The 20175-nt window shown below is 71.1% G+C and carries 18 protein-coding genes; 8 read left to right on the top strand and 10 right to left on the bottom strand.

The annotated features are described in order from the left end of the window. Nucleotides 1-38: 38 nt before the first annotated feature. Entirely contained in the window at nucleotides 39-1790 is a 1752-nt protein-coding gene (gene lysS, locus ABT085_RS26610; RefSeq protein WP_351612859.1) for a lysine--tRNA ligase, read from the bottom strand. Between the two features lie 141 nt (nucleotides 1791-1931). Here lysS and argS point away from each other — a divergent pair, with 141 nt between their 5' ends. Next, nucleotides 1932-3698: an arginine--tRNA ligase gene (gene argS / locus ABT085_RS26605; RefSeq protein ID WP_351612856.1), complete on the top strand. Its 1767-nt coding sequence runs from the start codon at nucleotides 1932-1934 to the stop codon at nucleotides 3696-3698. A 77-nt stretch (nucleotides 3699-3775) separates the two neighbouring features. Here the strand turns inward: argS and ABT085_RS26600 are convergent, their stop codons facing one another. Next, the gene (locus tag ABT085_RS26600) at nucleotides 3776-4189 is read right to left on the bottom strand and encodes an ATP-binding protein (protein WP_351612853.1); all 414 of its coding nucleotides are present in this window, start codon (nucleotides 4187-4189) and stop codon (nucleotides 3776-3778) included. A 113-nt stretch (nucleotides 4190-4302) separates the two neighbouring features. On the opposite strand from ABT085_RS26600, the gene ABT085_RS26595 reads away from it, so the two are divergent. From ABT085_RS26595 to ABT085_RS26585, 3 genes are read left to right on the top strand one after another with little or no spacing between them, the layout of a single operon-like run. Continuing rightward, a complete protein-coding gene (locus tag ABT085_RS26595; protein WP_351612851.1) occupies nucleotides 4303-5130 on the top strand; it encodes a helix-turn-helix domain-containing protein in 828 nt (275 codons plus the stop codon). Continuing rightward, nucleotides 5127-5375: a DUF397 domain-containing protein gene (locus ABT085_RS26590; protein ID WP_351612848.1), complete on the top strand. Its 249-nt coding sequence runs from the start codon at nucleotides 5127-5129 to the stop codon at nucleotides 5373-5375. Before ABT085_RS26595 ends, ABT085_RS26590 begins: the two co-directional genes overlap by 4 nt. Nucleotides 5376-5424: 49 nt before the next feature. Next, the gene (locus ABT085_RS26585; RefSeq protein ID WP_351612845.1) at nucleotides 5425-6210 is read left to right on the top strand and encodes a DUF4253 domain-containing protein; all 786 of its coding nucleotides are present in this window, start codon (nucleotides 5425-5427) and stop codon (nucleotides 6208-6210) included. Nucleotides 6211-6249: 39 nt separating this feature from the next. On the opposite strand, the gene ABT085_RS26580 is transcribed toward ABT085_RS26585, so the two are convergent. The 3 genes from ABT085_RS26580 to ABT085_RS26570 all read right to left on the bottom strand — a co-directional run bounded on the left by ABT085_RS26580 (nucleotide 6250) and on the right by ABT085_RS26570 (nucleotide 8876). Next, nucleotides 6250-7152, bottom strand: coding sequence for an SAM-dependent methyltransferase (locus ABT085_RS26580; protein ID WP_351612842.1), 903 nt, complete (start codon nucleotides 7150-7152; stop codon nucleotides 6250-6252). Nucleotides 7153-7257: 105 nt separating this feature from the next. Then, complete coding sequence (gene hemB, locus ABT085_RS26575; protein ID WP_351612839.1) at nucleotides 7258-8250, bottom strand: porphobilinogen synthase; 993 nt, start codon at nucleotides 8248-8250, stop codon at nucleotides 7258-7260. A 137-nt stretch (nucleotides 8251-8387) separates the two neighbouring features. After that, nucleotides 8388-8876, bottom strand: a complete 489-nt coding sequence (locus ABT085_RS26570; RefSeq protein WP_351612836.1) for a hypothetical protein — start codon at nucleotides 8874-8876, stop codon at nucleotides 8388-8390. Between the two features lie 289 nt (nucleotides 8877-9165). Here ABT085_RS26570 and ABT085_RS26565 point away from each other — a divergent pair, with 289 nt between their 5' ends. Continuing rightward, nucleotides 9166-10569, top strand: a complete 1404-nt coding sequence (locus tag ABT085_RS26565; protein ID WP_351612833.1) for a helix-turn-helix domain-containing protein — start codon at nucleotides 9166-9168, stop codon at nucleotides 10567-10569. A 95-nt stretch (nucleotides 10570-10664) separates the two neighbouring features. Here ABT085_RS26565 and ABT085_RS26560 read toward each other — a convergent pair whose 3' ends face one another. The 5 genes from ABT085_RS26560 to ABT085_RS26540 all read right to left on the bottom strand — a co-directional run bounded on the left by ABT085_RS26560 (nucleotide 10665) and on the right by ABT085_RS26540 (nucleotide 16401). After that, the gene (locus ABT085_RS26560) at nucleotides 10665-12371 is read right to left on the bottom strand and encodes a bifunctional uroporphyrinogen-III C-methyltransferase/uroporphyrinogen-III synthase (RefSeq protein ID WP_351612830.1); all 1707 of its coding nucleotides are present in this window, start codon (nucleotides 12369-12371) and stop codon (nucleotides 10665-10667) included. Next, nucleotides 12368-13327 (bottom strand): hydroxymethylbilane synthase, encoded by a 960-nt coding sequence (gene hemC, locus ABT085_RS26555; RefSeq protein ID WP_351612828.1) that lies wholly within the window; start codon nucleotides 13325-13327, stop codon nucleotides 12368-12370. The genes ABT085_RS26560 and hemC overlap by 4 nt, the downstream gene beginning before the upstream one ends. Continuing rightward, nucleotides 13324-15081: a glutamyl-tRNA reductase gene (locus ABT085_RS26550; protein WP_351612825.1), complete on the bottom strand. Its 1758-nt coding sequence runs from the start codon at nucleotides 15079-15081 to the stop codon at nucleotides 13324-13326. The genes hemC and ABT085_RS26550 overlap by 4 nt, the downstream gene beginning before the upstream one ends. Next, nucleotides 15078-15842, bottom strand: a complete 765-nt coding sequence (locus tag ABT085_RS26545) for a redox-sensing transcriptional repressor Rex (protein ID WP_351612822.1) — start codon at nucleotides 15840-15842, stop codon at nucleotides 15078-15080. Before ABT085_RS26545 ends, ABT085_RS26550 begins: the two co-directional genes overlap by 4 nt. Nucleotides 15843-16122: 280 nt before the next feature. After that, nucleotides 16123-16401, bottom strand: a complete 279-nt coding sequence (locus ABT085_RS26540; protein WP_351612819.1) for a glutaredoxin family protein — start codon at nucleotides 16399-16401, stop codon at nucleotides 16123-16125. A gap of 106 nt (nucleotides 16402-16507) precedes the next feature. Here ABT085_RS26540 and ABT085_RS26535 point away from each other — a divergent pair, with 106 nt between their 5' ends. From ABT085_RS26535 to ABT085_RS26525, 3 genes are all read left to right on the top strand, one after another. Next, nucleotides 16508-17422, top strand: a complete 915-nt coding sequence (locus tag ABT085_RS26535) for an HAD family hydrolase (protein WP_351612817.1) — start codon at nucleotides 16508-16510, stop codon at nucleotides 17420-17422. A gap of 419 nt (nucleotides 17423-17841) precedes the next feature. Continuing rightward, complete coding sequence (locus ABT085_RS26530) at nucleotides 17842-18654, top strand: ECF subfamily RNA polymerase sigma factor, BldN family (protein WP_351612814.1); 813 nt, start codon at nucleotides 17842-17844, stop codon at nucleotides 18652-18654. A 237-nt stretch (nucleotides 18655-18891) separates the two neighbouring features. Next, entirely contained in the window at nucleotides 18892-20124 is a 1233-nt protein-coding gene (locus tag ABT085_RS26525; RefSeq protein ID WP_351612811.1) for a DUF5667 domain-containing protein, read from the top strand. The last annotated feature ends 51 nt before the right edge of the window (nucleotides 20125-20175 follow it).

Here is a 20175-nt window from a genome sequence, read left to right as displayed (position 1 = left end):
GAACACCGGGCGCCCCGTCGTCGTAGTGCCGAGGGCGGCTACTCGCCGAGCAGCGCCCGCACCCGCTCCTGGCCCACCGCCAGCAGCAGCGTGGGCAGACGCGGGCCGGTGTCACGGCCGACGAGCAGGTGGTACAGCAGCGCGAAGAACGTGCGCTGGGCGGTCTTGATCTCCGGCGGGAGCTCCTTCGGCGTGGCGTCGGCGGAGAAGCCGGCCTGGACCTTGGGAACGCCGTAGACGAGGTGGGTCAGACCGTCGAGCGACCAGTGCTCGGCCAGCCCGTCGGCCAGCAGCCGCAGCGACTGCCGGGCGTCCTCGTCGAGGGACTTCAGCAGCTCCGCGTCCGGCTCCTCGCGCACGATGGTCCGCTGGTCGGCGGGGACGTGGGTGTTGATCCACGCCTCGGCCTTGTCGTAGCGCGGACGGGCCTCGTCCACCGAGCCCAGCGGGTTGTGCGGGTCGAGCTCGGACAGGATGCGCAGCGCCTGGTCCTCGTGCCCGGCGGTGATGTCCGCGACCGAGGCCAGCGTCCGGTACGGCAGCGGCCGGGCCGTGCGCGGCAGCTCGCCGTCCGCGGTGCGCACCGCGCGCGCGTGGGCGGCGACGTCCGCCGGGAGCGCGGAGCCGTCGGCGACCTTGGCGTCGAGCTTGTCCCACTCGTCGTAGAGACGCTGGATCTCCTGGTCGAAGGCGATCTTGAAGGACTGGTTGGGCCTGCGGCGGGCGTACAGCCAGCGCAGCAGCTGCGGCTCCATGATCTTCAGCGCGTCGCCCGGGGTGGGCACACCGCCCTTCGACGACGACATCTTCGCCATGCCGCTGATGCCGACGAACGCGTACATCGGCCCGATGGGCTGCTTGCCGCCGAAGATGCCGACGATCTGGCCGCCGACCTGGAAGCTCGACCCGGGCGAGGAGTGGTCGACACCGCTCGGCTCGAAGACGACGCCCTCGTACGCCCAGCGCATCGGCCAGTCGACCTTCCAGACCAGCTTGCCGCGGTTGAACTCGTTCAGCCGGACGGTCTCGGAGAAGCCGCACTCGTTGCAGCTGTACGTCAGCTCGGTGGTGTCGTCGTCGTAGGAGGTGACCGTGGTCAGGTCCTTCTCGCAGTTGCCGCAGTACGGCTTGTACGGGAAGTACCCGGCGGAACCGGCGCTGCCGTCGTCCTCCGCGGCCGCGCCGGAGCCCTCCGCGGCCTCCAGCTCGGCCTCGTCGACCGGCTTCTGGCCCTGCTGCTGCTTCTTCGCCGGGGCCTTCTTGGTGCGGTACTGGTCGAGGATCGCGTCGATGTCACCGCGGTGCTTCATCGCGTGCAGGATCTGCTCGCGGTAGGTACCGGCGGTGTACTGCTCGGTCTGGCTGATCCCGTCGAACTCGACGCCCAGCTCGGCCAACGCCTCCACCATGGCGGCCTTGAAGTGCTCCGCCCAGTTCGGGTACGAGGAGCCCTTCGGGGCCGGGACGGAGGTCAGCGGCTTGCCGATGTGCTCGGCCCAGGAGTCGTCGACGCCCGGGATGCCCTGCGGCACCTTGCGGTAGCGGTCGTAGTCGTCCCAGGAGATCAGGTGCCGGACCTGCCGGCCCCGTCGGCGGATCTCGTCGGCGACGAGATGAGGGGTCATGACCTCGCGGAGGTTGCCCAGGTGGATGGGACCGGAGGGGGAGAGACCGGACGCGACCACGACGACCGGTTTGCCCGGGGCCCGACGCTCCGACTCCTCGATGACCTCGTCCGCGAAACGGGAGACCCAGTCGGTGGTCTCGGCGCTCTGAGCCACGATCGGCACGTCCTCTTTTTCTGAAGGAATTGTCTGGGGTACTGACCGTCCCCATTCTCCCAGACCACCACGCGCCTGGGAAAACCGCTTTACCCCCCGTGGGATACTGGGCGGGTCTATCCATTCCACGAGGAGAACGGCATCCATCCCATGGCCTCGGTCACGTCCCTCAGCGACTCCGTACAGCAGCAGCTCGCGACGGCCCTCTCGGCAGCCCTGCCGGACGCCGGTTCCGCGGACCCGCTGCTGCGCCGAAGCGACCGGGCGGACTTCCAGGCGAACGGCATCCTGGCGCTCGCGAAGAAGGCCAAGGCCAACCCGCGGGAGCTGGCGACGCAGGTCGTCGAGCAGGTCCGGTCGGGTGACGTCATCAAGGACATCGAGGTCTCCGGGCCCGGCTTCCTGAACATCACGATCGCCGACCGGGCGATCACCGAGAACCTGGCCGCGCGGTACGCGGACAGCGACCGCCTCGGCGTGCCGTTCGCCGCGCACCCGGGCACCACGGTGATCGACTACGCCCAGCCGAACGTGGCCAAGGAGATGCACGTCGGCCATCTGCGCTCGGCGGTGATCGGCGACGCGGTCGTCCAGCTCCTGGAGTTCACCGGCGAGAGCGTCGTACGGCGTCACCACATCGGCGACTGGGGCACCCAGTTCGGCATGCTCATCCAGTTCCTGGACGAGCACCCGCACGAGCTGGACCACAAGTCGGCCGAGGTGAGCGGCGAGGAGGCGATGTCGAACCTCGACCGGCTCTACAAGGCGGCCCGCAAGCTCTTCGACTCCGACGAGGAGTTCAAGACGCGGGCCCGGCGCAGGGTCGTGGACCTCCAGGCCGGGGACCCGCACACGCTCGCCGTCTGGCAGAAGTTCGTGGACGAGTCGAAGATCTACTTCTTCTCCGTCTTCGAGAAGCTGGACATGGAGATCCGGGACCCGGACATCGTCGGCGAGTCCGGCTACAACGACATGCTCGCGGAGACCTGCCGGCTGCTGGAGGAGTCCGGCGTCGCGGTCCGCTCCGAGGGCGCGCTGTGCGTGTTCTTCGACGACATCAAGGGCCCGGACGGCAACCCGGTCCCGCTGATCGTGCAGAAGTCCGACGGCGGCTACGGCTACGCGGCCACCGACCTGTCCGCGATCCGCGACCGCGTCTTCAACCTGAAGGCGAACTCGCTGCTGTACGTGGTGGACGCCCGGCAGGCGCTGCACTTCCGGATGGTCTTCGAGACCGCCCGGCGGGCCGGCTGGCTGAACGACGACGTCAAGGCGTTCCAGCTCGCCTTCGGCACGGTCCTCGGCAAGGACGGCAAGCCGTTCAAGACCCGTGAGGGCGAGACGGTCAAGCTGGTCGACCTCCTCGACGAGGCGGTCGAGCGGGCGACGTCCGTGGTCCGGGAGAAGGCCGAGAAGGTCGGCCTGTCCGAGCAGGAGATCGTCGAGAACAGCCGGTACGTCGGCATCGGCGCCGTGAAGTACGCGGACCTGTCGACGTCGGCGGTGCGCGACTACAAGTTCGACCTGGACCAGATGGTGTCGCTGAACGGCGACACGTCCGTCTACCTCCAGTACGCCTACGCCCGGATCAAGTCGATCCTGCGCAAGGCGGGCGAGGCCCGTCCCACCGCCCACCCGGAGCTGGAACTGGCCCCGGCGGAGCGGGCGCTGGGCCTGCACCTGGACCAGTTCGGCGAGACGGTGCTGGAGGTGGCGGCGAGCCACGAGCCGCACAAGCTGGCGTCGTACCTGTACCAGCTCGCGTCGCTGCTGACCACGTTCTACGACCAGTGCCCGGTCCTGAAGGCCGAGACCCCGGAGCAGACGGAGAACCGCCTGTTCCTGGTCGACCTGACGGCCCGCACCCTGCACAAGGGCATGGACCTCCTGGGCATCAGGACGCCCGAGCGGCTCTGACACCCGGCGGCCCCCTGGGCCCAGGCCTCCCGGCTCTGGGCCCAGGCCCGCTCGAAGAGCAGGCAGGCGCGCACGGATCACCCCGCGGGCCGCCCGCACCCGAACTCGCACCACACCACCTTGCCGAGTTCCCGCTCGGCCACGCCCCACCTGTCGGACAGCGCGGCGACCAGCAGCAGCCCCCGTCCGCCCTCGTCCCGGTCGTCCACGATCCGCGGCACACCGGGCCCGCTGTCGTGCACCTCCATCCGCAGCACACGCCCGTCGCAGCGCAGGAACACCAGGAAGTGCCGTCCGGGCGGCACCCCGTGCACCAGCGCGTTGGTCACCAGCTCGCTCACGCACAGCAACGCGTCGTCCCCGACCTCGGTTCCGGCGAGCCCCCAGCCGTCCAGCGCCTCGTACGCGAACCGCCTGGCAGCGGGCACGGACCGGCGTTCACGACGGAAGAACTTCTCCCTCAGGAGGGGGAGTTGGATCGTCTCGTTCACGACACAAGAGTTGCGGAGAGTCACTATCGTCGATCAGGGAGTGAGTCCGTACTGATTTTTTGTACGGGTTCCCACCGGATCGTGTACGGGCGGGTGTGGGGAGTCGGACCGGTATGAACTCCAGGAAAGCGCCGCGGAAGAAGAACCTCTCGGCCATGAAGATGCTGGGCGTCCAGGTCGGGACGGCCCGGCGGGCGGCGGGCCTGACCCAGCGTGAGCTCGGCGAGCGGCTGATGCTCGACGAGGAGACGGTCGCCTCGATCGAGCAGGGCCGACGGCCGCTGAAGCCGGATCTGGCGGAGCTGCTGGACGAACTCCTGGACACGCGCGGGCTGTTGGCGGCAGGGGTGGCGAACCTGCCGGAGATCGACCAGTTCCCGATGTGGGCGGAGCTGTACGTCCAGCACGAGCGGGAGGCCATCGCGCTGTCCTGGTACGACAACGCCGTCCTGCCCGGCCTGCTCCAGACCGAGGCGTACGCCCGCGCCGTACTGCGTGAACGCGTCCCCGCCTTCGACTCGGACGAGATCGACACCCGCACCGCAGCACGTGTCGAGCGTCAAGCGATCCTGTGCCGCAAGATCCCGCCCACGCTCAGCTTCGCGGTGTGGGAGCCAGTGCTGCGTCTGGAGATCGGCACGCCGGAGACACGGAAGGAACAGTTGCGTCATCTGCGCGGACTGGCGGAACTACCTGGCCTGTCCCTCCAGTTCCTCCGCCTCGACAGCCCTCACCACGCCGGTCTCGACGGCCCTTTCACCCTCCTCGAGACCCCGGACCACCAGCACCTCGCCTACACCGAGTCGCAACGCGGCAGCCAGTGGGTCTCCGACCCGGACGAGGTGTCCATCCTGGCGCGCAAGTATGCGATGCTGCGGACACAGGCCCTGACCGCTCAGGACTCGCTGACCCTGCTGGACCGTCTGCTAGGAGAGCAATGAGCGCCGAAGCACTTCAGTGGTTCAAGTCGTCCTACAGTGGCAGCGAAGGCGGCCAGTGCGTCGAAGTCGCCTACACCTGGCGTAAGTCCAGCCACAGCAGCGACGAGGGCGGCGCATGCGTCGAGATCGCCGCCTGCCCCCACACCGTCCACGTCCGGGACTCCAAGAATCCCGGAGCGAACGGACCCACCCTCCAGGTCGCCCCCGCAGCCTGGGCCGCCTTCACCGGTTTCGTCACCCGCTAGCCCGCCGCGCCCCGACCCGCTGTCAGTGCCTGCACCTAGAGTCGGCGTCATGGCGACCCTTCCCAACCCGCTGCCCGCGCTGGCGGCCGACCCGAGCGGACGCTCGCTCGGGCTCCAACTCCCGCTGGGGAGACTGATCGACGCTACCGACGACGGTCCCTGGCACGAGCCGTTGCTGTGGCACGCCGAGCAGCCCGTGTCGACGGGCAACTGGTCGGCGCTGGGCGCCCGGGCCGGGCGTGCGGGGCTGCTGCCGGTGCTGCTGGACCTCGGCGGCCACCAGGGCGGGCCGCAGGAGTGGGAGCTGATGCCCGCAGAGGTGTCCTACCCCGGCGACCACGACGCCGAGGAGGTGCTCGCCGACTTCTGGGACGAGTACGCGGCGGCGGGCGACGAGTGGCCGGGACTGTGCGCGCCCCCGGCCCGCACGGCCGATCCGGACACCCGGGCGGCCGAGGTCGCCGACCTCCTCGCCGAGGACCGCACCCGGTTCAAGGAACCGCATCTGGCGCTGGTGCCCGCCCGTCGCAGCGCGGACATCCCGGCGGCCATCGGCTGGACCGGCCCGCTGAACTACGAGGAGGACATCGCCGTGCACTGCGCGGTGCTGCGCTCCTGGGAGGACCGCTTCGGCATACGGGTCGTGGCCCTCGGCTTCGACAGCATGGCCGTCTCGGTCGCCGCGCCGCCCACCACCCCGGAGCAGGCCGAGGCGGTGGCGGCGGAGCACTTCGCGTTCTGCCCCGACACGCTCGCGCAGGACGGTCCGGACGCCCTGCGGGACTACGCCAAGAGCCTGATCGCGGCGGAGACCTGGTACTTCTGGTGGGACTGAGCGGTCCGGAGCTCTAGGACCGGCGGCCGGGCGCCGGGGTCACGCCTTGCGGCCGAGCGCCGCGTAGACGTTGATGTCGGCGTCCGTGACGTCGTTGATGCCGTGGTAACGGACCTTGTCGATGGCGTCGAGCGTGGCGAGGTACTCGGCCTCGGGCTGCTCGGGGACGGGAGCCGCGTCGTCCGGGTGCCAGTGGTGCGCCGGGACGACGCCCGGTTCGGCGAGCTCCAGACCGCTGTCGGTGAAGAAGCGCTCGACCTCGGCCCGCGAGCGCAGCACGAAGGTGAACCCGCGCTCGGTGTAGGTGCGTTGCACCGCGCGGATGTTCTCGGGGTTGAGGTCCTCGGTGAGGTGGCTGAGCACGAGCCGGCTGCCGGACGGCAGGGCGTCGATGAGGCCGCGGACGATCGGGTAGGCCTCCTCGTCCTCGACGAAGTGCAGGATCGCCACCAGGCACAGGGCGATCGGCTGGTCGAAGTCGAGTATCTTCGCGGCCTGTTCGAGGATCTGGGCCGGGTTCTTGAAGTCGGCGTCGATGTAGTCGGTGACGCCCTCGGGCCCGGAGGTCAGCAGGGCACGCGCGTGCGCGAGCACCACCGGGTCGTTGTCGACGTAGACGACCCGGGAGTCGGGGATGATCCGCTGCGCGATCTGGTGGACGTTCTCGGCGGTCGGCAGTCCGGTGCCGATGTCGAGGAACTGGCGGATGCCGTCCTCCTTCGCCAGCGTGTTCACCGCCCGGCGCATGAAGTCGCGGTTGTGCCGTACGTCGAGGTAGCCGCGCGGGTTGGCGCCGAGCGCGGCGGCCGCGGCCGCGCGGTCGACGGGGTAGTTGTCCTTGCCGCCGAGGAAGACGTCGTAGACCCGGGCCGGGTGGGCCTTGGTGGTGTCGATCCTCCTGCGCAGCTCGGCGGGGTCATGGCTGAGCGCGTCACCGGACATGGGCGTCTCCCTGGGAGAGTCGGTCATTTAACGGGCAACCAATCCTGAGGTCGCCAACAACCTAACTCCCCAACGGAGTTGATCGTGCCCATGTCCGGCAGGTGTTCAGCGCAGCGTGCGCGCCACCTCGGTCGCCCAGTAGGTGAGGATGTTCTGCGCTCCCGCCCGCTTGATGCCGGTCAGCGACTCCAGGATCGCCCGGTCCCGGTCGATCCAGCCCTTCTCGGCGGCGGCCTCGATCATCGCGTACTCGCCGGAGATCTGGTACGCGGCGACCGGCACGTCGACGGCGTCGGCGACCTTGGCCAGGATGTCGAGGTAGGGGCCGGCCGGCTTGACCATCACCATGTCGGCACCCTCCTCCAGATCGAGCGCGAGCTCCCGCAGGGACTCGCGGATGTTCGCCGGGTCCTGCTGGTAGGTCTTGCGGTCGCCCTTCAGGGACGAGCCGACGGCCTCACGGAACGGCCCGTAGAAGGCGGAGGCGTACTTGGCGGTGTAGGCGAGGATCGCCACGTCCTCGCGGCCGATCTGGTCGAGCGCGTCCCGGATGACGCCGATCTGGCCGTCCATCATCCCGCTCGGCCCGACCACGTGGGCGCCCGCGTCGGCCTGGACCTGCGCCATCTCGGCGTACCGCTCCAGCGTGGCGTCGTTGTCGACGCGGCCCTGCTCGTCGAGGACACCGCAGTGCCCATGGTCGGTGGTCTCGTCCAGGCACAGGTCGGACATCACCAGCAGGTCGTCGCCGACCTCGGCGCGCACATCGCGCAGCGCGACCTGGAGAATCCCGTCCGGGTCGGTGCCCGGTGTGCCGAGCGCGTCCTTCTTCGACTCCTCCGGCACCCCGAAGAGCATGATCCCGGAGACCCCTGCCTCGACCGCTTCCAGCGCGGCCTTCTTCAGGCTGTCCCGGGTGTGCTGCACGACCCCGGGCATCGAGCCGATCGGCACCGGCTCGCTCACCCCTTCGCGCACGAACGCGGGGAGGATGAAGTCGGCCGGGTGCAGCCGGGTCTCGGCGACCATGCGCCGCATGGCGGGGGTGGTGCGCAGCCGCCGCGGACGCGTACCGGGGAAGGATCCGTACTTCGTCATGCCGTCTACGCTACGCCCGCCCCGGATGCACCTTTGCCGACGATCCGTCGGAGTCCGCGCCGCCGCTCCTGCCCGGGGCCCCGGGCCGTGGGGCCGGGCCCGCGGTGCGCGGACCCGGTCCCCGGAGGGCGGTGCGGTCACTTGCCGGCGATGTGCGTGATCTTGTGGTTGCGGTCCAGGTCGACCACGAGCCGGGTGGGGTCCGACTGACCCCAGGTGAGGGTGACGGCGACCCGGCCGGCGGTGCCGGTGGCCTTGACCGTCCACTGCGCCGGGACGTTCTGGGCGTGCAGGACGCCGTCCGCCTGGTTGGCGGCCTCCCACTTCGCCACCTCGCCCAGACCGCCGGCCGTGACGTAGAACTTCCGCAGTTCGGTGGCGAGCCGGCCGCCGGTCTCCGGGTCGCTCTTGGCGTCGATGTAGGCCCCGTAGAAGTCGGCGACCTGGGTCACGTTGTCGGACGCCGTGCCGGTGACCGTCGCCCGCGCCGCGGCGGCGGTGGCCGCCTTCACCGGGGTCGCCTGTGCCGAGGCGGTGAGCCCGAGCGGCAGGGCCACGGCGGCGACGAGGCCGGCGATCAGGACGGTGCGGCGGACGGTCTTGCGGGCGGTCGTGTTCTTGCTCATCAGTGTGTTCCCCGGTTTCGGTGTGTTCAGTGGGTTCGGTGAGTTCGATGGATCCGTGAGTACGCCGCTGTGCGCGGGTCGGGATCGCGTCGCCGAGTGCGGGTCCGGCCCCCTCGACCCCCGTGGCGTGGGGGGCGGATCCGGCGACACCAGAAGCATCGGCGGCCCCTCGGTCCGGGCACAACGAACGCCCGCCCACCCGCAACGGTGGAACCGTCCCAGGCCCTGTGACCTCTGAGTACCGAGAGTGCCTGGGATGCCGTCCTGGGACGCGAGACAGGGAGAACCGGTGCCGTCCCAGGACGAGGTGGAGGAGTTCGCGGCGCTGCTGCGCCGTCTGAAGGACCGCACGGACCGCAGCTACGCGGCACTCGCCCGCCGCCTGAACATGAACGCCTCGACACTGCACCGCTACTGCGCGGGGGAGGCCGTACCGCTCGGCTTCGCGCCCGTGGAGCGGTTCGCCGCGCTGTGCGGGGCCACTGCGGCCGAACGGATCGAGCTGCACCGGCGCTGGATCCTGGCGGTGGCGGCACGGCAACGTCCCCGGACGGCGCCCGAGCCCGCGCCGGCGGCCGCCGGGGCCCTCCCGGCGGACGGCGAGGATGCCCCCGACGAGGGCGCCCCGGCCGCCGAGGACGCCCCGGCCCCCGCCACCCCCGTACCCACGGCGGTTGCTGAGCCCGTCCCCTCCCCCGGTGCCCCGAAGACCTCGGAGACCCCAGAGCCCTCGGAAGAACTCCTCCTCGGCTCCTCACCCGAGCACGGCGGACTGCCGCGCCCCGCCGCACGACCGCCCTGGTACAGACGCCGCGTCCCCCTCGCCGCTGCCGTCGTGACCGCGCTGATCGCGACCCTGGGCAGCCTGTCCCTGCTGCCGTCCGGGCACTCCTCGGCCACCGGCGGCGACCGGGCGGCCGCGAAGGCGGCGGACGCCCGGCACGGCACCCCGGCCCCGACCGGGCCCGCCCCCACCCACGGCCGGCCGTCCGGCTCGCCCGCGACGCACGCGTCCGCCGCGGGCGACCGCTCGCCCGACCCGTCCGCGAGCCCGTCCACGAGCTCCGCCGCGAACAGCACCCCCGTCGCGCCGATCACCTGGACGGCGAACTCCCACCGCTGGGCGATCGGCTGCGAGCACGACTACGTCATCGACAAGGAACCCGCGCAGGTACCGCCGCCCCCGGCCCCGCAGGACGCCTCCCCGTGGGCGCGTTCGCAGGCCGCGGTGCACGGCGGCCAGACCATGGTGGACATCACCGTGCAGGGGCGTACGGACGCGGCCGTGGTGCTGGAGGCTCTGCGGGTGCGTGTCGTGGGCCGGGCCGCCCCGGTGAAGGGCAACGTCTACGCGACGGGCCAGGGCTGCGGCGGCGGCCTGGGCCCCCACTCGTTCACCGTCGCCCTCGACAAGGACCGGCCGATCGCGCACGCGGTCCCGGGCTACGAGGGCGAGAAGCTCGTCCCGGCGATGGACCTGCCCTACCGGGTCTCCGTGACGGATCCCGAGGTGCTGACGGTCGAGGCCAGGACCGACGGCTGCGACTGCCGCTGGTACCTGGAGCTCGACTGGTCCTCACAGGGCCGCACCGGCACCGAACGCATCGACGACGACGGCGTCCCGTTCCGCACCAGCGGCACCGCGGGCCTGCCGCACTACTGGTACGCGAACGGCGGCTGGACCCTGACCTGAGCGGGGCGGTGCCGAGGCGCCCGACGAAGAACGCCCCGCCGTCCCGGTACTGATACGGGACGGCGGGGCGTGCGCTTCGTGGGCGCGAGGTGCGGTCAGGTCGTGGACCGGCGCCTGCGCGCTCCCGGGCGGCGCTCGCTCGGGCGGGTGACCGGGTCACCGGCCTCCTGCGCGGAAGCCCTGCGCCGCAGCCCGAACTCGGCCAGCGCCTCCGCCAGCTTGTGCACCGACGGCTCCGGGGCCATGACGTCGACCCGCAGCCCGTGCTCCTCGGCGGTCTTGGCCGTGGCCGGGCCGATGCACGCGATCACGGTGACGTTGTGCGGCTTGCCCGCGATACCCACCAGGTTGCGCACGGTGGAGGACGACGTGAAGAGCACGGCGTCGAAGCCACCGCCCTTGATCGCCTCCCGGGTGTCGGCCGGCGGCGGCGACGCGCGCACGGTGCGGTAGGCGGTGACGTCGTCGACCTCCCAGCCCAGTTCGATCAGCCCGGCGACGAGCGTCTCGGTGGCGATGTCGGCGCGGGGCAGGAACACCCGGTCGATCGGGTCGAAGACCGGGTCGTAGGGAGGCCAGTCCTCCAGCAGGCCCGCGGCCGACTGCTCGCCGCTGGGCACCAGGTCCGGCTTCACGCCGAAGGCGATCAGCGCGTTCGCGGTCTGCTCGCCCACCGCGGCGACCTTGATGCCCGCGAAGGCACGCGCGTCGAGCCCGTACTCCTCGAACTTCTCCCGGACCGCCTTGACGGCGTTGACCGAGGTGAAGGCGATCCACTCGTAGCGGCCCGTCACCAGGCCCTTGACCGCGCGCTCCATCTGCTGGGGCGTGCGCGGCGGCTCGACGGCGATCGTCGGGACCTCGTACGGCACCGCGCCGTAGGACCGCAGCTGGTCGGAGAGCGACGCCGCCTGCTCCTTCGTGCGCGGTACGAGCACCTTCCAGCCGAACAGCGGCTTGGACTCGAACCACGACAGCTGAGCGCGCTGGGCGGGGGCGGAACGCTCACCGACCACGGCTATCACCGGCCGGCCGCCGTCCGGGGACGGCAGGACCTTCGCCTGCTTCAGCGTCTGCGCGATCGTGCCGAGCGTGGCCGTCCAGGTCCGCTGCCGGGTGGTCGTACCCGCGACCGTCACGGTCAGCGGGGTGTCGGGCTTGCGGCCCGCGGAGACCAGCTCGCCGGCCGCGGCGGCCACCGAGTCCAGGGTCGTCGACACCACGACGGTCCCGTCCGACGCGCCGACCTCGGTCCAGCACCGGTCCGAAGCGGTCCGCGCGTCGACGAACCGTACGTCCGCGCCCTGCGCGTCCCGCAGCGGCACACCCGCGTACGCGGGCACGCCGACGGCGGCCGCGATACCGGGGACGACCTCGAAGGGAACGCCCGCGGCGGCGCAGGCGAGCATTTCGGCGGCGGCGTACGTATCGAGTCCGGGGTCCCCGGACACCGCACGCACGACCCGCCTGCCGCCCCGCGCGGCCTCCATGACAAGATGTGCGGCATCCCTCACTGCGGGGACACCAGCGGTTGTTGACGTGCCGTCAACGACCGTCAGCTGTGGCGTGCCTGTGCCCGGAACCGGATCCGACGAGGGATCCGTCTCCGTGTTCACGACGGCGACGCCGGGTCGGGCGTGCGTGCGTACGACGTCGAGCACCTCGTGCTCGGCGACGAGGACGTCCGCGTGCGCCAGCGCCTCGACGGCGCGCAGAGTCAGCAGTCCCGGATCCCCGGGTCCGGCACCCAGGAAGGTGACGTGCCCGTGTTCCGGACCGGTGGGAAGGGTGGTGGGGCTCACCGTGCTTGCTCCCCCATCAGACCGGCCGCGCCCTGGGCGAGCATCTCGGCGGCGAGTTCGCGACCGAGCGCCATTGCCCCGTCGTGCGTCTCGGGCACGGGACCGGTGGTGGACAGCTGCACCGTACGAGTGCCGTCGGGCGTACCGACGACGGCCCGCAGGCGCATTTCGTTGACAATCTGGCCGTCGGCCAGAAGGTCGGCCAGCGCGCCCACAGGGGCGCTGCAACCGGCCTCCAGGGCGGCGAGCAGTGACCGTTCGGCGGTCACGGCGACCCGCGTGAACGGGTCGTCGAGCTCGCCGAGTGCCGCGATGAGGTCCGCGTCGTCCGCGGAGCACTCGATCGCCAGGGCCCCTTGGCCGGGGGCGGGCAAAACCGTGTCGACCGACAGGAAGTCGGTCACCTCGTCGATGCGGCCGAGGCGGTTCAGGCCGGCCGCGGCCAGCACGACCGCGTCCAGTTCGCCGTCGCGCACGAAGCCTATGCGCGTGTCCACGTTCCCGCGGATCGAGACCGTCTCGATGTCGAGCCCGTGGCTGCGCGCGTAGGCGTTCAGCTGCGCTGCGCGGCGCGGCGAGCCGGTGCCGATCCGGGCCCCGCGGGGCAGATCGGTGAACTTCAGCGCGTCGCGGGCGACGATGACGTCACGCGGGTCCTCGCGCAGCGGGACGGCGGCCAGCGCCAGCTCCTGCGGCTGCGTGGTCGGCAGGTCCTTCAGCGAGTGGACCGCGAAGTCGACCTCGCCGCGCGTCAGGGCGTCCCGCAGGGCGGTCACGAAGACCCCCGTGCCGCCGATCTGCGAGAGATGTTCCCGGGAGGTGTCGCCGTACGTGGTGATCTCGACGAGCTCTACGGGCCGTCCGGTCACCTGGCTCACGGCGTCCGCCACCTGCCCGGACTGGGCCATGGCGAGCTTGCTTCGCCTGGTCCCCAGCCTCAGTGCCTTCTGACTCATGCTGGCCCTCGGTTCTTGGCGTTCTTCTCGATGCTTTCCTCGGCCCGGGAGACGGAGGCCACCGTCTCCGGGTCGAGGTCGAACAAGGTCCGCAGCGCGTCCGCGTACCCGGCGCCGCCGGGTTCGGCCGCGAGCTGCTTGACCCGTACGGTCGGTGCGTGCAGCAGCTTGTCCACGACGCGCCGCACGGTCTGGGTGATCTCGCCGCGCTGCTTGTCGTCGAGGCCGGGCAGCCGTCCGTCGAGGCGCGCGATCTCGCTCGCGACGACGTCGGCGGCCATGGTGCGCAGGGCGACCACGGTGGGCGTGATGTGCGCGGCCCGCTGGGCCGCCCCGAAGGCCGCGACCTCGTCGGAGACGATACGCCGGACCTGGTCCACGTCGGCCGCCATCGGCGCGTCCGCGGAGGCCTCGGCGAGCGACTCGATGTCCACCAGGCGTACCCCGGCCAGCCGGTGCACGGCGGCATCGATGTCGCGGGGCATCGCGAGGTCGAGGAGGAAGAGGACCGGCTCGGGCCGCGGGGCCCCGGCCGGCTGCTCGGGCCTGCGGCTCTCGGGGACGCGGCCGATGGAGGCCGCCGTCGCGGCGAGCGCGGTGATCAGCTCGGCCTCGGCCCCGACCACGACGCGCTGCGCCTCCCGGCGGTCGACGGTGACCGTGCCCTTGTCGACCCAGGCCGCGTGCTGCTCCAGCGTCGCCGCGTCCATCCCGGCGACCGCGGCCTCCCCCATCACGGAGAAGCCGGACTGCACGGCGGCCAGGTCGAGCGGGCAGTTGTCGTCGGCGCCGACCGAGGTCTGCGGCAGCGGCCGCTCGTCCGTACGGGCGCTGCCGGACACGCCGGTGGCGTCGTCCGGGCCGGCGATCGCCGCGTCCGGCCGGCCGGGACGGCCCGTCAGCGCGGCGGCGATGGTCTCCGCGCCGAGCACGAGCCCGGTCGCACCGGTACACGAGACGGCGATATCGGCACGTGTCAGCTCGGCGGGCACCGCGTCCATCGACACCGCGCGGGTGCGGACGTACGGGCCGTCGGTCTCGGCGGATCGCTGCCCGTACTGCTCCTCCAGCAGCTGGACGAGGCGCTCGGCACGGTCGGGGGTGCGGTTGGCGATCACGATCTCGCCGACCCCGGCCCGCGCGAGCGTCGCGGCGGCCAGCGAGGACATCGAACCGGCCCCGATCACCAGCGCCGACCTGCCCCGGACCCAGGTCCGTACGTCGGCGCCCCCGGACAGCTGCTCCAGGCCGAAGGTGACCAGGGACTGTCCGGCACGGTCGATGCCGGTCTCGGAGTGGGCGCGCTTGCCGACCCGCAGGGACTGCTGGAACAGGTCGTTCAGCAGCCGCCCGGCGGAGTGCAGCTCCTGCGCCTTGGCCAGGCCGTCCTTGATCTGGCCGAGGATCTGCCCCTCGCCGACGACCATGGAGTCGAGTCCGCAGGCCACCGAGAACAGGTGGTGAGCGGCCCGGTCCTCGTAGTGCACATAAAGATAAGGAGTGAGCTCCTCCAGCCCCACCCCGCAGTGCTGGGCGAGCAGGGTGGACAGCTCGGCGACACCGGCGTGAAACTTGTCCACGTCGGCGTACAGCTCGATGCGGTTGCAGGTCGCCAGGAGGGCGGCCTCGGCGGCCGGTTCGGCGGCGACGGTGTCCTGGAGCAGCTTGACCTGGCCGTCCGCGTTCAGCGAGGCGCGCTCCAGCACGCTGACCGGGGCGCTGCGGTGGCTCAGTCCCACGACGAGGAGACTCATGCCGGCATCACGGCGGGTACGTCCCCGTCGGGTCCCTGCTCGGCGGAGTCCTTGCGGACGACGGCGGCCGCGGTGGTGCCCTCGGCGTCCGCGGCCTCCTCGCCGGCCTTGCGCTGTTCGTGGAAGGCGAGGATCTGCAGCTCGATGGAGAGGTCGACCTTGCGCACGTCGACGCCGTCCGGCACGGACAGCACGGTCGGCGCGAAGTTCAGGATGGAGGTCACCCCGGCGGCCACGAGCCGGTCGCAGACGGGCTGGGCGGCACCGGCGGGCGTGGCGATCACGCCGATCGACACGCCGTTGTCCTTGATGATCTTCTCGAGTTCGTCCGTGTGCTGGACCGGGATGCCCGCGACGGGCTTTCCGGCCATCGCCGGGTCGGCGTCGATCAGCGCCGCGACCCGGAAACCGCGCGAGGCGAAACCGCCGTAGTTGGCGAGGGCGGCACCGAGGTTTCCGATACCGACGATCACCACCGGCCAGTCCTGGGTCAGGCCCAGCTCGCGGGAGATCTGGTAGACGAGGTACTCGACGTCGTAGCCGACACCGCGCGTTCCGTACGAACCCAGGTAGGAGAAGTCCTTGCGCAGCTTGGCGGAGTTGACCCCCGCCGCGGCCGCGAGCTCCTCGGAGGAGACCGTGGGCACCGAGCGCTCGGACAGTGCCGTCAGAGCGCGGAGGTACAGCGGAAGCCTGGCGACGGTGGCCTCGGGAATCCCTCGGCTACGGGTCGCCGGTCGGTGAGTTCGGCCAGTTGCCACAGTGCTCCTGCGGGTAGAGCGGGGCTGTGGGCGGTCGCATGTCCCCAGACCGCCCCGTCGAATGCAGGCTATGTCTTTGTGAACGTGTGCACAAAGATGGTGTCCGATTTGCCCTGCCAACGTGACCGGGGTCACGCACCCGTGACGCAGGTGACGGAACCCGGTGCACACGCAACGCTGTTCCTTGGTAACCGGGGGCAAAAACGCACACTCTCCTCACGATTCCCGCCCCCGAGACCTACTCACCATCGATCCTAAGCGACTTTCCCGGCTACTTGGACTAGTCGGTCAGTGCTTTGCGCAGCCTCTGCTCGTCCACGCGCCAGAAGGTGTGCTGCCGTCCGTCCACGAGGACGACGGGAATCTGCTCCCAGTACTGGTCGTGGAGCCCCTGGTCCTGGGTGATGTCCTTGTGCTCCCACGGCACGCCGAGATCGCCGCAGACCTTTTCGATCACGATCTGTGCGTCATCACACAGATGACACCCCGGCTTGCCGATGAGCGTGACCACGCGCTCCTGGGGAGACTTACGCCGAAAGAGGGGACTCATGCCCCCCATTCTCGCGCCCTGCCGGCCGGTTCTTTAACGGCCCGGTAGCGGAGAGTTCACACCCTCCAAACCTCGCGACTCCGGAACCACCGAACAGAATGGCTATGCTCACGCCATGGCCGCTCTCGGATGGCTCACTCCCCGTAGGCGCTCCGCCACGGCGCGGAGCGTGTTGGCAGGCGAGGCCTCGGCGGAGGCGGCGCGTAAGTCGTCGCAGCCGGAGGCCTCCGCCCAGGAGCCCGATTTCCCCGTGCTCGGCGACGAGAAAGCCGCCGCGTTCTTCGACCTCGACAACACCGTGATGCAGGGTGCCGCCCTGTTCCACTTCGGCCGGGGCCTGTACAAACGGAAGTTCTTCGAGACCCGCGACCTCGCGAAGTTCGCCTGGCAGCAGGCGTGGTTCCGGCTGGCCGGCGTCGAGGACCCCGAACACATGCAGGACGCCCGCGACTCGGCCCTGTCCATCGTCAAGGGCCACCGGGTCTCCGAGCTGATGTCGATCGGCGAGGAGATCTACGACGAGTACATGGCCGGCCGCATCTGGCCCGGCACCCGCGCCCTCGCCCAGGCCCATCTGGACGCGGGTCAGCGGGTCTGGCTGGTCACGGCGGCCCCCGTGGAGATCGCCGGGGTGATCGCCCGCAGGCTGGGCCTGACCGGCGCGCTCGGCACGGTGGCGGAGTCCGTCGACGGCATCTACACGGGCAAGCTCGTGGGCGAGCCGCTGCACGGCCCGGCGAAGGCGGAGGCGGTACGCGCCCTGGCCGCCGCGGAGGGCCTGGACCTCTCGCGCTGCGCCGCGTACAGCGACTCGCACAACGACATCCCGATGCTGTCGCTGGTCGGTCACCCCTACGCCATCAACCCGGACTCCAAGCTGCGCCGACACGCCCGGAGCCTCGACTGGCGCCTGCGCGACTACCGCACGGGCCGCAAGGCGGCCAAGGTCGGCATCCCCGCGGCGGCGGGCGTCGGCGCGGTGGCGGGCGGCACGGCGGCGGCGATCGCCCTGCACCGCAGGCGCCGGTAACCGCCGCCCGGGCACGGCGGCAGTGCACGACCAGCGGGGCGTGGGGACCGGTCGGACCGGTCCCCACGCCCCGCTTCGGTCACGACGCCCCGATTCAGTCACGCCCGCTCATGAACCGGCCATTCGCGGTGACGTACCCGTCCCCCGCCCCGTCCAGTCCTCACTACCCGACCCGGCCACAACACGCCTGGACCCACCCTCAACCCGAAGATTTCCGATCAGTAATCGCTCACTCTCCGGTACTCGATCAGGCGTCAATCGGTTGCAGAAGCGACGTAATCGATGATTTGAGCAACTGGGTGTAGCAGTGCCTGCACGAAGCGTTATTCTCCTCAGACGCAAACCGGTACCCCTCCGTCGCTACGACGGGTGAACGGTCCCGCACTGCACGTGATGGAAGCTCTGCCTCTGGGAGTCCCGTGTACCCACACGTCGGGGTTGACGCCTCGGGCCTGGCTACGCTGCGCGCAACGGTCGCTACGGTCAAAGATCTGTTGCGCGGCTTCGTCCCCACCGCGTACCCCGTCCCCGCCGGCCACAACGCCCCCGCCTTCGCCACCACCACCCCGCTCGGTCCCTGCTACGCGCTGGCCGAGGGAAGCGCCACGGTCGGCAGACGAGGACGTTCGGCGAGCGCCGGTACCGGTACCGGCGCCACCGTCCGCCGTCCGGCCGCCGACAGCGACAGCGCCCGCATGATGGACCTCGTGGAGCGCGCCCAGTCCGGCGAGACCGAGGCCTTCGGCCGCCTCTACGACCAGTACAGCGACACCGTGTACCGCTACATCTACTACCGGGTGGGCGGCAAGGCGACCGCCGAGGACCTCACGAGCGAGACCTTCCTGCGCGCCCTGCGCCGCATCGGGACCTTCACCTGGCAGGGCCGCGACTTCGGCGCCTGGCTGGTCACCATCGCCCGCAACCTCGTCGCCGACCACTTCAAGTCGAGCCGCTTCCGGCTGGAGGTCACCACCGGCGAGATGCTCGACGCCAACGAGGTCGAGCGCTCCCCGGAGGACTCCGTCCTGGAGTCCCTCTCCAACGCCGCCCTGCTCGACGCCGTGCGCCGGCTCAACCCCCAGCAGCAGGAGTGCGTGACACTGCGCTTCCTCCAGGGGCTCTCCGTCGCCGAGACCGCCCGGGTGATGGGCAAGAACGAGGGTGCCATCAAGACCCTCCAGTACCGCGCCGTCCGCACCCTGGCGCGGCTCCTCCCGGAGGACGCCCGTTGACCCGGCGGACACTCTCAGCAATCACCAACTCACGTTCAGTGAAAGACCGTTGACTTCGCGATCCGATCATCCGTCGTCCGTAACCCAAGTGCCGCGCCGCTCGTTGTGCGGGATGCAGGCTCCCTGTGGTCACTCCCTGGCCGACTTCGATCACTCGTTCGTATGGGCTCGGTCAGGGTGTGCAACCCTCAGGACCCCCTGGGGAGCCGACCGTCATGACGAGAGGAGGTGCCGCCAGTGATCGCGAACGTATCGGCACACCGGCGGGCGAACGCCTTCGCCCAGGCCCTGGAGGAGCTGTCCGACCTGGGCACGGCGGCCGAGCAGTCCGAAGGACCGGCTCCGTCGTCCCCGGCTGCTGCGGAACGGACCGAGCAGGGTCAGCTGCTGACCTTCGCCACCGGTCTCGGCGCACTGCCCAAACCGGAGCTCGACCCGGAGGTCAAGGTCGTCCAACGGGCCCGTTTGGTGGCCGCGATGGAGACCATGCTCCGCGAGGGCACGCTGGGCGGCGGGGCGACGGACACTGCGCTGCCCGAGCAGCGCTCCCGGTCGAGGGGCGCACACCGGGCGACCGGAATCGGCAAGTTCCGCCCGCGTTCCCGCCTGGCCAAGGGCCTGACCGCGGGCGGGTTGAGCGTCGGCGTCGCCGCGGGAGCCTTCGGCGGAGTCGCCTCCGCGAGCTCCGACGCGCTGCCCGGCGACTCGCTCTACGGACTCAAACGCGGCATCGAGGACTTCAAGCTCAACCATCTGTCCGACGGGGACGACGAACGCGGCCGTTCCTACCTCGACCAGGCCTCCACCCGGCTGAGCGAGGCACGTCGGCTGATGGAGCGCGGCCGCAGCGGCCACCTCGACCACGAATCCCTCAGCGAGGTCCGCCGCACCCTGTCCGGGATGCAGCACGACGCGACCGAGGGCCACCGACTGCTGCACGCGGCCTTCGAACGCGACCCCGAGTCCCTGGGTCCCATCCAGGCCCTCTCCACGTTCTCCCGTTCCCATCGGGAGGCCTGGGGCGCGCTGCGCGAAAAGCTCCCGGTCCAGCTCGGGGACGTCAGCGACCAGGTGTCGTCCGTGTTCGACGCCATAGACGAAGAGGTCGCCCCGCTCCAGTCCATGCTCCCGCAGACTCCGGCCCGGACCGGCGGAGGCCAACGGCAGAGCCCCGGCTCGACGTCCGACGGTTCCTCCGGCGCCCACCGGTCGAGCACGCCCAGCACCGGCTCCGGCACCTCCGACACCGGCCACTCCGGCACCGGCGGGCCGAGCAGGACGGCCGGCAGCGGCAGCGAGGGCGACGGACTGCTCGGCGGCAGCACCGGCGGTCTGCTCGACCCGCCCAAGGACACCGGCAGCGCCTCCCCGTCCACGAGCCCGTCGGTCGCCGAACCCGACGTCACCCTCCCGCCGTTGCTCCCGGGCCTGCTGCCCGGCCTGGGCATCGACAGCCAGGACGCCGGCTAGACACGACGGCGGCAGCGGTACGGCGATGGGGGCGGCCTTCCCGGGAAGGCC

The sequence above is a fragment of the Streptomyces sp. NPDC002265 genome (genome assembly GCF_040296125.1).
Classification (GTDB): Bacteria; Actinomycetota; Actinomycetes; order Streptomycetales; family Streptomycetaceae; genus Streptomyces.
The sequence above is the reverse complement of the archived record's forward strand: the minus strand, read 5'-3'. Positions and strand labels throughout refer to the sequence as shown.